Consider the following 15,367-nt stretch of genomic DNA (forward strand, 5'->3'; position numbering starts at 1 on the left):
CTATGAATCTCGGAAAAGTAGCCGTTACAGGTGGAGCGGGATTTTTAGGATCACAGCTTGTGAGAAGGCTCCTACCTTTATGTGAACATATTTATATAATCGATGATTTATCAACAGGAAATAGGAATGCAATCCCACAATCAGATCGAATCACTTTTTACGAAGAAAGTATTACAAATGAAAAAGTATTGGAAGAAATATTACCAAAAGTTGAATATATTTTTCACTTTGCTTGCAAAAATCTCGTCTTATCAGTTGAAAATATGAATGATGATTTTGATACAAATCTTTATGGCGGTTATTTATTACTCAAAAAGGCACAAGAGTGCTGCAAAGGGCTCAAGCGGTTTTTATATGCTTCAACTACTTCAATTTATAGCGAATCACAAATATTACCTACACCCGAAACCTATCATAATATTAAACTTCCATATGCAGCGAGTAAGTTCTCGATGGAGCATTATTGTTCAGTGTATTATGAAATGTATCACATGCCAATTAGTATTCTCAGATTTTCCAATGTATATGGTCCTGGTCAATTAGCAACAAATCCATACTGCGGAGTGGTTGCGAAGTTTTTTGAGGCAATTGAAGATAGAAAACCAATGGTTATATACGGTGATGGCAAGCAAACAAGAGATTTTACTTATGTAGAAGACGCTATGGATGCTGTAATTTTAGCCACCGTTAACGGTAAAGCAGTTGGCACTGTCTATAATGTTGGTACAGGAATTGAGACGAGTGTCCTTGACTTAGCAAAGGTTGTACGGAAAGCTAGTGGTCATCCAGAGGTTCCTTTGAAATTTGAGCCAAAACGAAAAGTGGATGTTGTTGAGAGGAGATGCATTAACTCAGATAAAATTCAAAGTGAATTACAATGGGAGGTTGGCCATTCCTTACTAGAAGGGATTAGAAAAACTTATACATGGTTAAAGGAGGGTGAAAATTATTCATCATGAAGATTTTTCACGGTACAACTGAAATTGCCGGTCAAATGGGAATATTGAGCAGTGCCTTAAAAAAACGAGGTCACTGCTCTGTTGGCTATAATACCTTCCATTCATACCTAGGTTATAAGGATCATCTTGTAAATACAGATGAAGAAGGTCTAAGTGAAAAAAGTACAGAGATTATTGATTCATATGACCTGTTCCATTTTCATTATGGAACAACATTATGTCCAGATTTTACAGACCTACCGAAAATTAAAAGTAGAAATAAGAAAATGATAATGCATCATTGGGGAAATGACGTACGATTTCATGAGCAAGCAAGAATTAATAATCCTTATGTATATACAGGGGATTCGCCACCAAACGAAGAAATTGATGCGAAGTTGAAAAAAATTACAACCTATATAAAAGAAGCAATAGTCCAGGATTATGAAGTGTACGACTATGTAAAAGACTATTATAAAAAGGTGCATGTACTACCGATTGCGATTGACCTATCTCAATTTGAACCACATTATCCTTTCATACAAAAAGAAAGACCGTTAATCTTGCATGCACCAACCAATCCTGATTTTAAGGGTACAACCTATATTGAAGAGACAATTGAAAAACTAAAAGAGGATTATCAATTTGACTATCAGCGAATTGAAAAAATGAATCATGATGAGGTTATCAAACTGTATAAGGATGCGGATATCATCATTGATCAGGTTTTATGCGGTTCTTATGGATTACTTAGCGTTGAATCGATGGCATTAGGGAAGCCGGTTATCACATATATTCGGCCAGATCTTATCTCTGCATTTCCTAATGATTTACCAATTGTAAATGCCAATCCGGATAATCTATATGAACAAACTAGAAGTTTACTTAATAACCCACAATTGCGTCGTAAGCTAGGGGAGAAAGGAAGACAATATGTAGAGAAGGTTCATGCACATGATGTTGTTGTTGAACAATTACTCACAATCTATTCAAATCTAGGTGAATAATAGTAAGGCTGATGGAAGGGATATTTCATTCCGCTTCTATCAGCCTTTTTTTTACACAATTTTGGGTCCGATAGAAATCTGGTAAGTCCGCATGTCCCCATTTTTCAAATTATAAATAACCAACTTGCCCTTCCTGAATATATTATTGAAGGAAGGAGAGATTTATATGAAAATTGTGCATGCCCCAACTGAAATAGCAGGACAGATGGGGATTATATGTAAAGAATTGAGAAGTAGAGGTCACCATGCCGCAGGATTTAATTGCTTTCATACGTACTTGAACTACAAGGGCGATATTATTAATACAGATGCATTTGAAGTGATGAAAGAACTAGACTTTCTAGTTGAGAATACAGATATCTTTCATTTTCATAATGCAAATACGTTTTTTCAAGATTTTGCCGATCTCCCATTATTGAAGGAGTTTGGGAAGAAAATGGTTATGCATCATTGGGGGAGCGATGTTCGAACAGAGGAAGCTGTTAATAGATTAAACCCCTATCCACTACCACCAACCTATTATACAGATGAAGAGATTCATGAACAGTTAACTAAGCTATCACAGTATATTGATACTGCAATAGTCCAAGATTATGAGGCATATCCATATGTGAAGGACTATTACAAAAATGTTTATGTGCTGCCTCTTGCTTGTAATGTTGAGGACTTTCAAGTGTCTTATCCATCCATTAATAATCATAATCCACTCATCATCCATGCACCAACAAACCGAGAATTCAAAGGCTCAGATCACGTAGAATCTGCCATTAATCAACTAATGGGTAAAGCTAATTTTAAATATCAAATACTAGAAAAAATGAGCCATGAAAAAGCACTTGCAACATATATGAATGCAGATATTATTATTGATCAACTATTATGTGGAACATATGGAATGTTTAGTGTAGAAGCGATGGCAATGGGTAAACCAGTTGTAGCATTTATTAGAGATGATGTGCGAAGCGAATTCCCTGAGGACCTACCAATTGTCCAAGCAACTCCGGGAACTATTGCAAATGTTCTTCATGAATTAGTTCAAAATCCGAAACTACGACACGATCTTGGAAGAGCAGGCAGACAATATGTTGAAAACTATCATTCAGCTGAACGTGTAACGAATGATTTATTACAAATCTATAAGGAACTGTAACTAGGGGATGGGACAAATTCCTTGTCCCATTTATTTAAGAAAGGGGGACATTTATGATCCATGCATCAGTGCGAATTGGGGAAAATGTCATCATTGGTGAAAATGTCGTAATTGAGGAAAATGTTGTAATCGGAAACCGTGTTACGATTGGGCACAATGTCATTATTAAAAAGGATTCCATGATTGGAAATGATGTCAATATTGGCGAACTAACAGTGCTTGGCAAGCCAACGTCCTCAAATAAAAAAATGGCCCGTAAACCACTTCATTCACTTGATCCCTTAGTGATTGGAAATCATGTGAATATTGGCTGTAACAGTGTGATTTATCGACATGTAAAACTTGAAGAAGGTGTTTTTGTAGGTGATTTAACGAGTATCCGTGAAAAAGTAGTTGTTGGTGAGGATAGTATTGTTGGTCGTAATGCGATTGTAGAGACTAACACCAACATTGGTAAGCGTGTCACAATCCAAACTGGTTGTTATATTACTGCTGATATGTTGATTGAAGATGATGTATTTATTGGACCATGCTGTTCCTCATCTAATGACAAATATATGGGGATGGGTAATTATAAGCATCAAGGGCCGACAATAAAAAAAGGGGCGAAAATTGGTAACAATGCAACTTTACTACCTGCTGTAACAATTGGTGAAAATGCGATTGTTGGTGCAGGAAGTGTTATTACGAAAGATGTTCCAGCGAATAAAACAGTAGTTGGGAATCCTGGAAGAATAATTAAATAAACTTTAGCATTCCGTGGCTTATTAAAATTATTAGGAGAAAGGAGGAAAATATGTCTGTAAAAGTATGTATGCTATCTAAGTTCAATACCATTTTTGACTCAAGAATGTTTAAAAATGAAGCTAAGAGCTTATTAAAAAATGGATTTAATGTTACATCAATAAATCCAAGATATGGTGGGTATTTATGTAATTTGGATTTTACTACGATTCGAGATAAATTTTTGGAGAAGTTTTTTATATACGAAGGTATTCAAGTTTTAACATATGAATATTATCAGGAACCACTAGATACGATGCTTACAAATATAAAAAGAAGAACACATCATGCATTCAATGATCCTCTAATGGAAGCGGGTTTAACAGTTGATGCAGAAATCTATCATGCCCATTCAATTTATTCACTTTATGCAGGAATTGGGATAAAAAGAGCAATGAAGGAAAGTGGGAAAGAAATTAAATTAATTTATGATTGTAGAGATATGAATGTAGATCCACTTAATAATCGTCCAGATAAACATAAATTAATGGAATTGCTTCTGCATATGCTTGATGAAGTAGACTATTTGTTAACAGTCTCACAGTCTATTAAAGCGTGGTATTTGAGCCTGAAGCCCAATTTACCGATAGAATTAATTTATAATTCCCCTCCTTTAGTTAGGATGGAAGAAGAGAAGATTTTTAATGAAGCAGGGTTGACTGCCTGCTATGAAGGAATTGTTCATTCTCAGCGCGGGGGACTAGAAAAAATTCTTCGGATAACGGAATTGATGAATGATCAGATTCTATTTCAATTTATGATATTAGGTGGACTAACAAGAGGTCATCGAATCGTTGTACCAGAGAAGTTTAAGGAACAAGTTACTCATCATAATTGGGTAGATTACCATTCCATTCCAGATTATATGAAGGATGTAGATATTGGTTGGATTGATCTTGATATGCGCTTTTCTTTAAATAGAATGTTTGCGATGCCAAATAAATTCTTTAGTGCACTTAATAATGGGGTGCCTGTAGTATGTAATAAAGGTAATGATATGGAGAATTTTATACGATTTCACCACTGTGGCTTAGTAATTGATAAATATTCACCGTCAGCTGAAGATTATGCCGATGCATTTATTTATTTAGATCAACATCGGGACGAATTAAAGACGATGAGCAAAAATGCTCGGTATGCAATGGAATCTCATTATAGTTGGGAGTTTATGGAGAAGAGGCTAGTAGATGTATATCATAGACTTATAGAAAAGGATAGAGAAAGAGTTTATTTTTTAACTTGAGTATTAAAAATTGAAATATCGATTCCACCCCGATTATTAAAGGGGTGGTTTTTTGTTTATGTTTATGAGTTACACAAATCTCATCTTTATAAAATTGTGCTTTTTACTAGATGAAAGTGTCCTGTCATTAAATAGAGCGTGTACATAGTATGAGATATGCTTCTACTTTTGCATGATTGATACATGGAGCAAATAACTAGATTTGATAGTAAAGGAGGTAAAAGATTGTCTATTGACGATAGAATCGAGAATGGAACCTTTGAAACAGGTTCTCTAATTCCGTGGGTCGGGGTTAATGTTACAGTCACAAGTGAGTTCTCTCATTCGGGTTTCTTCTCTTCAAGATTTTTGGGAGGAAGTGCGAATGCTTTTATAACCCAATTTGTGCCAGTTCAGGCGGGCGAACAATATGAGTTTTTAGTTTCTTTGGCAAAAGTTGGAGTAGCACCTAGTCCACCTATAAGTATTTCAGTCATATACTATGATTCAGTTTTTAACTATTTAGGATATGGGTTGATTATTAACCTACCAGTAGATAGATTACCTAATGGAGAAAATGATAATTGGTTAGAAGTCTATGGAAATACTACAATTGTACCGGCTGGAGCTACACAAGCACTAGTTGTTGTAAATAAGCTACCTAATGACGGTAGTGCAGATATTCTTGTAGATGATGTAGCCTTACTTTCAGCAGGGGGCGATGGGGTCACTGGAGCGACCGGAGCCACAGGCGCAACCGGAGCGACAGGTGCAACCGGAGCCACAGGCGCAACAGGAGCGACAGGTGCAACCGGAGCCACAGGAGCAACCGGAGCGACAGGAGCTACAGGCGCAACCGGAGCGACAGGTGCAACCGGAGCCACAGGAGCGACCGGAGCGACCGGAGCCACCGGAGCAACAGGCTCAACAGGAGCAACAGGCTCAACAGGTGCAACCGGAGCGACGGGAGCAACAGGAGCAACAGGAGCAACAGGAGCGACCGGAGCGACCGGAGCCACCGGAGCCACCGGAGCAACAGGCTCAACAGGAGCAACAGGCTCAACAGGTGCAACCGGAGCGACGGGAGCAACAGGAGCAACAGGAGCGACCGGAGCAACAGGAGCGACAGGCTCAACAGGAGCCACAGGTGCAACCGGAGCGACAGGTGCAACAGGAGCGACAGGAGCGACAGGCTCAACTGGAGCAACAGGTGCAACCGGAGAGACGGGAGCAACAGGAGCGACAGGAGCGACAGGCTCAACAGGCGCAACAGGTGCAACCGGAGCCACCGGAGCCACGGGAGCCACAGGAGCGACAGGCTCAACTGGAGCCACAGGAGCGACCGGAGCCACAGGCTCAACTGGAGCAACAGGAGCGACAGGAGCGACCGGAGCCACGGGAACAACGGGAGCCACTGGATTCACCGGAGCAACAGGAGTAACAGGAGCCACCGGAGCCACCGGAGCAACGGGAGTGACAGGAGCCACAGGAGCGACAGGAGCCACGGGAGCCACCGGAGCAACGGGAGCAACGGGAGCAACGGGAGCCACAGGGGTAACAGGAACAACCGGAGCGACAGGAGCGACAGGCTCAACTGGAGCCACAGGAGCGACAGGTGCAACAGGAGCGACCGGAGCCACAGGCTCAACTGGAGCAACAGGAGCGACAGGAGCCACGGGAACAACGGGAGCCACTGGATTCACCGGAGCAACAGGAACAACAGGCGCAACGGGAGCAACCGGCGCAACGGGAGTGACAGGAGCCACAGGAGCGACAGGAGTAACCGGAGCGACAGGCGCCACAGGAGCGTCAGGCGCAACCGGAGCAACAGGAGCAACTGGAGCGACAGGCGTAACAGGAGCCACCGGAGCCACGGGAGCCACGGGCGCAACCGGAGCCACGGGCGCAACCGGAGCAACCGGAGCGACAGGAGCAACAGGACCAACAGGAGCCACGGGAGCAACAGGAGCAACAGGAGCCACCGGAGCGACAGGTGCAACCGGAGCAACCGGAGCCACAGGAGCAACCGGAGCCACAGGAGCAACCGGAGCAACAGGAGCAACCGGAGCCACGGGAGCCACTGGAACCACAGGTGCGACAGGCGCAACAGGAGCAACAGGAGCAACAGGAGCAACAGGAGCCACCGGACCAACAGGACCGTCTCCAACTTTCGCCTTCAATAATACTACTGGACCAGTTGCGATTACTGTTACACCACCTACGGAAGTAATTATAGGTACTTTGGTTGTACCTGCTACAGTTGGAGACATTCTCCAATTAGCTTACTCAACTTCAATTGAATATGTTGCTTTAGCCAATAATAGTATCAATTTTAGTACTAGACTATATGTGAATGGAACACTCGTTGATACAAGAACCTATAATACTAGTCTTTCAAGAGCTGCCACCTATAGAAATCCAATATCTGAAATTACTGGATTCAATGTAACAACCACTGGCAATCAAACGATTCAGGTTAGGGCGATCATAAATAGTGCAACAAACATAACATCTGCAACGGGTAATAATACAGATATAAATGTAGTAGTGTTTGGCTAAGTTCTTGATTATCTATCATGTAAATATCTGGGATAACGAGCGGATATTTTTATTATCGTGCATATATCCGGGATAACGAGCAAATATTTTGATTATCGTGCATATATCAGGGTAACGAGCAAATATGTAGATTACCGTGCATATTTCCAAGATATCGTGCAAATATCCAAATTATCGTGCATATCACTAATAAAACAGCTATCCCAAAACCATGAAAGGCGCAGTTTTCTGCGCCTTTTATGGTTTCATAGCTTACAAATTACTCTTTTTCCTAAAGTAGGATACCCACACATGCCAATTAGTCGAAGTATTAATAAGATATCATGAATCGTGTTTCCTATAAAACTGACAAAAGGATTTAACTAGAAAGGAGCATCTAATTTTGGTATCAATTAGTTTGTGTATGATTGTAAAAAATGAAGAGGCAGTTCTTGCTAGATGTCTTGAAACGGTAAAGGATATTGTTGATGAGATTAATATAGTAGATACTGGCTCAACTGACCGAACCGTGGAAATTGCAAAGGAATATACAGATCGTGTTTTCTTCTTTGAATGGATTGGGAATTTTGCAGCTGCTCGGAATGAATCATTTAAATATGCTACGAAAGAGTATATTCTTTACCTTGATGCGGATGATGTATTGCTAGAAGAAGATCAACGGAAGCTTAAGGAGTTAAAGGAAATATTAGATCCTGCTGTTGATTCTGTCTCGATGTATTATGATGCAGGAACTGATGAATTTGGAAATGTGACATTACGCTATCGTCGGAACCGTCTTGTCAAACGGGCAAAGAATTATATGTGGAAAGGGGATTGCCACCAATATTTAGATGTATTTGGAAACATTATTAATTCAGAGATTTCTGTTACCCATAAAAAAATCAAACACTCAGTCGGAAGAAATCTAAATATTTATCAAAACAAAATTGACCGTGGTGATATATTTTCTCCAAGGGATTATTTTTACTATGGAAATGAATTAAGGGAAAATGGTCATCATGAAAAAGCAATTGAAGCTTATAACGAAAATATCGCTTTAAAAGAAGGTTGGATTGAGGATAAAGTATATGCTTGCGTGAACAAAGCAGATTGCTATCGTTTCCTTGGTGATATGGAAAATGAATTAAGATCCTTGCATCAATCATTTGAGTTTTCGAAGATTCCACGGGCAGAAGCATGTAGTCGGATTGGGTATATATATCAACGTAAACGTGAATATAAATCGGCAATATTCTGGTATGGTCTTGCAGCCCAGTTAATACCTGAAAATTCTAAGTGGAGTTTCAGTTACCCTGCTTATTACACATGGTATCCTCATCTACAAATGTGTGTTTGTTACTACAATATGGGAGATTTTCAAAAATCCTATGAACACAATGAAGAAGCACGAAAATACAGACCACAAGATCCAAGAATTATTCATAATAAAAGTCTTCTCGAAGACAAACTCGGTATTAAACCAGAACTTGAAATAAGTTCAAACGAGTGATAAAAGAAACAGACACCTGTTAAACCTTGTATTCAATTGTAAACCTAGCGTTAAGAGTGTACACTCAAATTGCTAGGTTTTTTAATATTAGGCTATGTTAATGTCAATGTTGATTCTAGCCTTATGTGTATGAGCGAACGGATTTTATTCGGTACAAATAACGTAGTGAATCCATACACATAAGGCGGTATAGGAAGCAACAATCAGATTTAACACAATCCAAAAATTAGAAATTTTGTAGGTGAGAAAATGAGAACGGTTTTAATAGCTGAAGATGATCAGCATGTTCGCTACTTAGTAAAAGACTTATTAACAAAAGAGGGCTTTCTCGTTTTGCAGGGAGCAGATGGCGAAGAAGCGTTAAGAGTACTTGATGAACATTATTGCGATTTGGCAATTGTAGATATAATGATGCCTAAAAAAGATGGATATCGCGTTACAAAGGAAATAAGAGAAAAATACGATATACCTGTTATTATATTGACTGCAAAAAGTCAAATTGAAGATAAAGAAAAAGGATTTTCTGCTGGTTCTGATGACTATCTTGTTAAGCCTTTTGAACCGAAGGAACTTTTATTTAGAATAAATGCATTACTGCGTAGATATGGAAAAGTTACAGATGCTAATATCAAAATAGGTTCGATGTTTATTAATAAAAAGAGCTATGAGGTAGAGATAAATGGGAAGAACTATATCCTACCATTGAAGGAATTTGAGTTATTATACTTCTTGGCTTCATGGCCGAATCAAGTTTTTAGTAGGACACAGTTAATAGAAAAGGTCTGGGGAATCGATTATGAGGGTGATGAAAGAACAGTTGATGTTCATATAAAAAGATTACGGGAACGAATAAGTCAAACAGCGAGTGATCTAATAATAAAAACGATTAGAGGAATTGGTTATTCCTTGGAGGTTACAAAATGAGATCGCTTTATTCCAAATTTGCCATCACAACAATTGCGATTATGCTAATGAGTAGTCTCATTTCATTTTTTCTCTCAAACTATTACTACCAGCATTCACTAAAAGCAGAAAATGATCAAAAAATGACGAATATGGTATTGGAAATTTCAAGATTTATTGAATCTCAAGAAATCATTAAATTAGATGACTACTTAAATAATATCGGGAAAATTGGTTATCAAATTTATCTTGTTGATGAGAATGGTAATAAACAATTTTTTGGTGCTAAGTTTCGCGAAGTGAATTTGACAAGTAAAGTTGTTAATGAAGTTTTATCCGGAAATATATACCATGGAATTGCATCATTCCCACATAAGACATTTGTAACTGGTTTTTTTGCAAATGAATTGAAAAATACAGTTGGTGTACCGTTTCAATTTCAAAATAAAACATATGCATTATTTCTCCGACCTGATATCAAACTCCTTTTTAGTGAGATGCATATTCTGTTTGGGTGGATTGTAGTTGGAATTGTTGCATTAAGTATTATTTTTGTATTAGTTAGCACAAAATATCTAGTTAATCCAATCAGTAAACTAACAAAGGCAACTACAACCATTTCTGAAGGCAAATATGGAATAAAGTTGAACATTCATCGAAAGGATGAAATTGGCCAACTTGCCACTAGTTTTACGAAGATGGCAGGGAAGTTGGAACGGGTCGATGATATGCGTAAAGAATTTATATCAAATATCTCACATGACATCCAGTCCCCATTATCAAATATTAAAGGCTATATAACGAAATTTCAGGAAGAGAAATTAACCGTGGACGAACAACGGTATTTAATAGAAGTCGTAAATTCCGAGGTTAATCGATTATCAAATCTGACTAGACAGCTACTTTTGCTTTCTTCGATAGAAAACAAGAAAGAAATTTTAGAAACAAAACGAATTAACATTGGTGAACAAATAAAGAGTCTAATTCAACAGCAAATGTGGAAATTAAATGAAAAAGGGATCATGATTAGTTATTCATTACCGGATACGTATGTATATGGTGACCCTTCTTTACTATATTCTGTTTGGGAAAACCTCTTAACTAATTCAATTAAATATAATAAAGTGAATGGGGAAATTGATATTACAGTAAAAGGAGAAGTATCACATGTATTTATTGAATTTAGGGATACTGGTATTGGGATGGATGAAATAGAATTAGAACGCATTTATGATCGTTTTTATCGAGCAGATGCTTCTAGAAATCGGTCAGTTGAAGGGACAGGACTAGGATTAGCAATTGTTAAATCAGCCCTAAATATACATAACGGGGAAATTAAAGTAAATAGTCAGAAGGAAAAGGGGTCTAAATTTACTGTTATACTGCCTAGGGAATAAAAGCCTAGTAAGCTTTTGTAATGTTCCATTCATCTTCTGTTCATAATTAGTTGGTAGAGTAATTTATATAATCACATTGCGAAGAGGAGTAAAACATGAATCGGTATAGTAATCTATTAATAAGATTTTCTGCAATTTTTGCATTTATAGGAGCATTTTTAGGGTCGCATATGGCTGGTTCAGGAGATTATATGTTCCGACCAATCCATGCACATATCTTGGTTGTGGGATGGTTAAGCTTATTTTCCTGGGGTGTCTATTATAAAGTCTTTCAACCGAAAGATGGTCTTTTGGCGAAGCTTCATGTATATTCAGCGATTATCGGGACAATTGGATTAACAGGGGGCATGGCAATATTTAATTTTAGACCATCTTTCCTTCCGGAAGCTTTAATAACTATTTGTTATATTGTCGGTGGTTCGATTTTACTCATTAGTTTCTTTCTATTCCTACTCATTACTTTTATGAATCCTGCTAAAGATAGAGTGTGAGATTTTAGAAACCCCTTGAACTGATTAATAATCAAGGGGTTATTTTGTCCCTAACACATCCAGGTAGCTTAATCGTAAATGTTGTTCCAATATCTACATTGCTTTCAACCTCGATTTTCCCCTTCATTAATTCAATTATTTTATATGAAACTGTGAGACCAATACCAGTTCCAATTTCTTTAGTGGAATAGAATGGTGTACCTATATTCGATAGTTGTTTTTTAGTCATTCCAATCCCATTATCAATAATCTCAATAATAATAAACCCATCTTTAAAATAAGAGTTAATTTTTAAAACACCGTTTGTTCGAATAGCTTCAATTCCATTTTTAATAATATTTATTAGTACTTGCTTTATTTCATCTTTATTACCGTTCACATATAGGGAGTTTTGGATAGAGGCTTTGATTTCTACATTTTGTATATTTGTATAGGAAGTCATAAGTTCTATCGTTTTATTCAGTTCATTACTTATATCAATTATATTAGTTTCTTTGTTATTAGGCTTAGCAAGAGATAAGTAATCATTGATAATCGATTGAGCACGATTCAATTCATTTAAGGAAATATCGATGTAGTTCCTCTGTGAATCGTTAATATTATTGTCTTTACTTATTAGCTGTAGAAATCCATTAATCGTGGTCAGTGGATTTCTAACTTCATGTGCAACTGAAGCAGCTAACTGGCTTATCAAATTGAGTTTCTCAGATCTTTCTAGCTCCCTTTTTAGCAATCTTTGTTCCTTGAGGTTTTCAATAATGTGAATGGCCATGAATAAGGTAATCCAAGTTATAACTGAAAATATAAGCATGAAGGGAAGTTGATCAAGATGCTTCATCTTAATCAAGGTAATTCCTCGCGTTAATGCAATAAACCAGTAAAAAATGCTCGTCTTAATAACTTTCCATTTAATTGATGACTTATGGTAATTTTTATTAATGATTAATAGGATAATGATGGCAACTAAATAATTGATTAAAGTGACAAAAAAACCTGGTCCCCCTAAGAAATAACGGTAGAGCAGCATGATGCCAATAGTGGTAATGCCCTGGAGAATTCCTCCATATAAAAAGGCTATTATAATAGGTATTACTCGAAAATCATAGCTAAAGCCATCTGCATATGGTACAGGGAATGTCATTGTTAATAACAGCATTACTAAACAGATGCTAAGTAATTTGTACTTTTCAATTTGACTGCTCATTCTCTTATGATTAATAACAAACAAATAGTAAATAAGTATCAGAAAAATGACAATCAATACGTGATACAATACATGACCAATATTATATAACATTTTGCTTACTCCTCACATCACGATTGTGGTAAATTTCTGAATCTTCTATGATTCTATTTATTTCTACAAATCCTCCCATAATACCTTCATCAATAAATTAATTTTCTTGGCTACGAGTCTATTTACATTTATTTCTTTACCTGTTATAATTATCTATATTATTTATGTGCGGAAAGGAGAGGGATGTGTTATGGCAAAATTTAAAATTATGTTAGTTATCGATTTGGATATAATTGCACAGCCCTCTCATGTTAAACAATAATTTGGAAAATCCCTCCTTTGAGGCTATCTATCTGTTTCGTGAGGCTGTGCACAACTCACGGCATTTTGTTTGAAACAATGACCGTGTTATTAGCGGTCTTTTTTTATTGACGAAATATAGGAACTCAATTGGAGGAAAAAACATTGAACTTAAAACAATTAGGATGGACTAATTTTCTGAACGACCAATTTAAGCGCTTTGAAAGCAATGGCTATTCAGTTGGAAGGGTAGCTCTAGAACATAAAAGAATGTATCGCGTCTATACGGACAAGGGTGAAATACTAGCAGAGATTTCAGGAAAGATGCGATTTGAGGCATTGAATCGTGAAGACTATCCGGCAGTAGGCGATTGGGTTGTGCTTTCAATCCGTGAAGAAGAAGGAAAGGCAACCATACACGGAATCCTACCTAGATTTAGTAAATTCTCAAGAAAGGTAGCAGGGCTTGCTACTGAGGAACAGATTATTGCTACAAATATAAATACTGTATTTCTTGTCAACGCATTGAATCAGGATTTCAATATAAGGAGAATTGAAAGGTATTTATTATTGGCTTGGGAAAGTGGTGCAAATCCAGTTATTGTATTAACAAAATCGGATCTTTGTACTGAAATTGATAAAAAGGTTTTTGAGGTTGAATCAGTGGCATATGGCGTCCCAATCCATGTTTGTAGTGTTAAAGAGAATACTGGGATTGAACAACTAGGTATGTATTTTGATAATGATCAAACGGTTGCATTATTAGGATCTTCCGGCGTCGGAAAATCAAGTTTAACAAATTGTTTGTTAGGTGAGGAAAAATTACTTGTGAACGAAGTTCGTGAAGATGATGATCGTGGTCGACATACGACAACACACCGAGAGTTGCTGCTATTGGAGTCAGGTGGAGTGATCATTGATACACCAGGAATGAGGGAATTACAATTATGGGAAAGCGACAATTCATTAAGTCATAGCTTTCAGGATATTGAAGAATTAACTGGAAATTGTAGGTTTCGTGATTGTAGTCATGAAACTGAACCAGAATGTGCAATTAGAGCTGCAATTGAGAATGGCACGCTCGATAGTGCAAGGTATCAAAGCTACTTGAAACTCCAAAGGGAACTTGCCTTTTTAGAAAGAAAAACTAATATTCGTGCCCAAAATGCAGAAAAAGAAAAGTGGAAAAAAATAACGAGTAATATTAAAAAGAAAAAGAAATTGTTTTAACTTGTGCGGATTATTTAACTTTTCGCATTGAATTGGGTATTATATTAAAGGGTTCAAAATTTTTGGAGGTATGTTATGTTTAAGAAATTATTTGGCAGTAAAGATAAAAACAACAATGAAACGATTTTTGCACCTTTAAATGGGAAATTATTAAGCATTGAAGAAGTACCTGATCCAGTCTTTTCTCAAAAAATGATGGGTGATGGGCTTGCAATTGAACCAATAGATGGAAAGGTTGTTTCTCCTGTAAAGGGTGAGATTATCCAAGTTTTTCCGACAAAGCATGCGGTTGGAATCAAAACTGAGACTGGCTTAGAAGTACTGATCCATATAGGACTAGATACAGTTCAGATGAAAGGCGAAGGGTTTACGGCACATGTAAGTGAAGGCTCCAACGTGGATGTTGGTTCTCCTTTAGTTACATTTGATTTAGATTTAGTGCGTGAGAAGGCAGCAAGTACAATAACACCTATTGTGATTACGAATTTTGATTTTGTAGAAAGCTTTGAAAAAGTACCAAATAACCAAGTAAGTGCAAGTCAAACTGAAATAGCTCATATATCTGTAAAATAGTAAAAACGGTTCCGATTGAGGGACCGTTTTTTTGTGGTGTGCCCAGCATGGTTGCAGTCTATAGGGTGAAAGTCCCGAACTGTGAAGG

Annotated in this window: 13 protein-coding genes; 12 read left to right on the forward strand and 1 reads right to left on the reverse strand. The window is 37.4% G+C overall.

What is annotated here, in order from left to right:
* Window positions 1-2: 2 nt before the first annotated feature.
* The 10 genes from MJG50_RS13145 to MJG50_RS13190 all read left to right on the forward strand — a co-directional run bounded on the left by MJG50_RS13145 (window position 3) and on the right by MJG50_RS13190 (window position 11,939).
* A complete protein-coding gene (locus MJG50_RS13145; RefSeq protein ID WP_240256196.1) occupies window positions 3-959 on the forward strand; it encodes an NAD-dependent epimerase/dehydratase family protein in 957 nt (318 codons plus the stop codon).
* On the forward strand, window positions 956-1,945 hold the full coding sequence (locus MJG50_RS13150) for a glycosyltransferase family 4 protein (protein ID WP_240256197.1): 990 nt from the start codon (window positions 956-958) through the stop codon (window positions 1,943-1,945). Before MJG50_RS13145 ends, MJG50_RS13150 begins: the two co-directional genes overlap by 4 nt.
* A gap of 166 nt (window positions 1,946-2,111) precedes the next feature.
* Complete coding sequence (locus MJG50_RS13155) at window positions 2,112-3,095, forward strand: glycosyltransferase (RefSeq protein ID WP_240256198.1); 984 nt, start codon at window positions 2,112-2,114, stop codon at window positions 3,093-3,095.
* Window positions 3,096-3,148: 53 nt separating this feature from the next.
* On the forward strand, window positions 3,149-3,841 hold the full coding sequence (locus tag MJG50_RS13160) for an N-acetyltransferase (protein WP_240256199.1): 693 nt from the start codon (window positions 3,149-3,151) through the stop codon (window positions 3,839-3,841).
* Window positions 3,842-3,891: 50 nt separating this feature from the next.
* Entirely contained in the window at window positions 3,892-5,121 is a 1,230-nt protein-coding gene (locus tag MJG50_RS13165; protein WP_240256200.1) for a glycosyltransferase family protein, read from the forward strand.
* Between the two features lie 225 nt (window positions 5,122-5,346).
* Window positions 5,347-7,659 (forward strand): NTTRR-F1 domain, encoded by a 2,313-nt coding sequence (locus MJG50_RS13170; RefSeq protein WP_240256201.1) that lies wholly within the window; start codon window positions 5,347-5,349, stop codon window positions 7,657-7,659.
* Between the two features lie 382 nt (window positions 7,660-8,041).
* A complete protein-coding gene (locus MJG50_RS13175; RefSeq protein ID WP_240256202.1) occupies window positions 8,042-9,148 on the forward strand; it encodes a glycosyltransferase in 1,107 nt (368 codons plus the stop codon).
* 249 nt (window positions 9,149-9,397) lie between these two features.
* Window positions 9,398-10,072 (forward strand): response regulator transcription factor, encoded by a 675-nt coding sequence (locus MJG50_RS13180; RefSeq protein WP_240256203.1) that lies wholly within the window; start codon window positions 9,398-9,400, stop codon window positions 10,070-10,072.
* Entirely contained in the window at window positions 10,069-11,448 is a 1,380-nt protein-coding gene (locus tag MJG50_RS13185; RefSeq protein WP_240256204.1) for a HAMP domain-containing sensor histidine kinase, read from the forward strand. Before MJG50_RS13180 ends, MJG50_RS13185 begins: the two co-directional genes overlap by 4 nt.
* A gap of 95 nt (window positions 11,449-11,543) precedes the next feature.
* Window positions 11,544-11,939 (forward strand): hypothetical protein, encoded by a 396-nt coding sequence (locus MJG50_RS13190; RefSeq protein WP_240256205.1) that lies wholly within the window; start codon window positions 11,544-11,546, stop codon window positions 11,937-11,939.
* A 31-nt stretch (window positions 11,940-11,970) separates the two neighbouring features.
* On the opposite strand, the gene MJG50_RS13195 is transcribed toward MJG50_RS13190, so the two are convergent.
* Window positions 11,971-13,236 carry an ATP-binding protein gene (locus tag MJG50_RS13195; protein ID WP_240256206.1) on the reverse strand — a complete coding sequence of 422 codons (1,266 nt, stop codon included), beginning with the start codon at window positions 13,234-13,236 and terminating at the stop codon, window positions 11,971-11,973.
* A gap of 405 nt (window positions 13,237-13,641) precedes the next feature.
* On the opposite strand from MJG50_RS13195, the gene rsgA reads away from it, so the two are divergent.
* Together rsgA and MJG50_RS13205 are read left to right on the forward strand one after the other, a co-directional pair.
* Window positions 13,642-14,706 carry a ribosome small subunit-dependent GTPase A gene (gene rsgA / locus MJG50_RS13200; protein ID WP_431307282.1) on the forward strand — a complete coding sequence of 355 codons (1,065 nt, stop codon included), beginning with the start codon at window positions 13,642-13,644 and terminating at the stop codon, window positions 14,704-14,706.
* 75 nt (window positions 14,707-14,781) lie between these two features.
* Window positions 14,782-15,279 (forward strand): PTS sugar transporter subunit IIA, encoded by a 498-nt coding sequence (locus MJG50_RS13205; protein ID WP_240256207.1) that lies wholly within the window; start codon window positions 14,782-14,784, stop codon window positions 15,277-15,279.
* Window positions 15,280-15,367: the final 88 nt, after the last annotated feature.

The organism is Fredinandcohnia quinoae, assembly GCF_022427965.1.
Taxonomy (GTDB): Bacteria; Bacillota; Bacilli; order Bacillales; family Bacillaceae_L; genus Ferdinandcohnia; species Ferdinandcohnia quinoae.

Bases quoted from the DNA above. Each gene is read 5' to 3' on its own strand.
- MJG50_RS13145 (WP_240256196.1), top strand. From the start codon at position 3: ATGAATCTCGGAAAAGTAGCCGTTACAGGTGGAGCGGGATTTTTAGGA.
- MJG50_RS13150 (WP_240256197.1), top strand. From the start codon at position 956: ATGAAGATTTTTCACGGTACAACTGAAATTGCCGGTCAAATGGGAATA.
- MJG50_RS13155 (WP_240256198.1), top strand. From the start codon at position 2,112: ATGAAAATTGTGCATGCCCCAACTGAAATAGCAGGACAGATGGGGATT.
- MJG50_RS13160 (WP_240256199.1), top strand. From the start codon at position 3,149: ATGATCCATGCATCAGTGCGAATTGGGGAAAATGTCATCATTGGTGAA.
- MJG50_RS13165 (WP_240256200.1), top strand. From the start codon at position 3,892: ATGTCTGTAAAAGTATGTATGCTATCTAAGTTCAATACCATTTTTGAC.
- MJG50_RS13180 (WP_240256203.1), top strand. From the start codon at position 9,398: ATGAGAACGGTTTTAATAGCTGAAGATGATCAGCATGTTCGCTACTTA.
- MJG50_RS13185 (WP_240256204.1), top strand. From the start codon at position 10,069: ATGAGATCGCTTTATTCCAAATTTGCCATCACAACAATTGCGATTATG.
- MJG50_RS13190 (WP_240256205.1), top strand. From the start codon at position 11,544: ATGAATCGGTATAGTAATCTATTAATAAGATTTTCTGCAATTTTTGCA.
- MJG50_RS13195 (WP_240256206.1), bottom strand. From the start codon at position 13,236: ATGTTATATAATATTGGTCATGTATTGTATCACGTATTGATTGTCATT.
- MJG50_RS13205 (WP_240256207.1), top strand. From the start codon at position 14,782: ATGTTTAAGAAATTATTTGGCAGTAAAGATAAAAACAACAATGAAACG.